Genomic DNA, 570 nt, shown 5'->3' with positions numbered 1-570 from the left:
AAGCAGACCACGGCGGCCAACAAGCATGCCTGGCTGACGGCCAATTACGATGCGCTGGGCAATGAGGTGGTCAAGACCCTGCTGACGACGGAGGGGACGACCTACACCACGACGACGGCCTATGACGCGGGCAAGCGCATTTTGTGGCGCAGCTTCGGGGATGGCACGAGCCTGGGGTCGACGGCCGCGCCGTTCGGCTATAACGGGGCGGGCCAGCTCACTTCCATCCCCGGGCTGGTCTCCAACGTGACCTACAATGCGGCCGGGCAGTCGCTGGTGACCACCTACGCCAACGGGGTGACCAGCACGTCGGCCTATGACGCGACGCGGGGCTGGCTGAACAGCCTGACGGCGGCCAAGGGCGGCACGAACCTGCTGTCGCTGAACTACAGCCGGGCCGCCACCGGCCGGATCGATGCGATCACGGCGCCGGGGGGAGCCTCCAGCGATGCCTGGACCTATGGCTATGACGAGCTGGACCAACTGACCTCGGCCAACAATGCCGGCAACGCCTCGTTCAACGAGACCTACAGCTATGACGATGCGGGCAACCTGACCTCGAAGACGGAT

General features: G+C 65.6%; 1 protein-coding gene. It reads left to right on the top strand.

Annotation, left to right across the window (positions count from 1 at the left end):
• Nucleotides 1-570: hypothetical protein (locus AB4037_RS34645; RefSeq protein ID WP_441774686.1), on the top strand; the 570-nt coding region annotated here is incomplete at both ends.

Origin of the sequence: Labrys sp. KB_33_2, assembly GCF_052114505.1 — a bacterium.
Lineage (GTDB): Bacteria > Pseudomonadota > Alphaproteobacteria > Rhizobiales > Labraceae > Labrys.
Note: the sequence above shows the minus strand (reverse complement) of the source record. Positions and strands in the feature narration are given on the sequence as shown.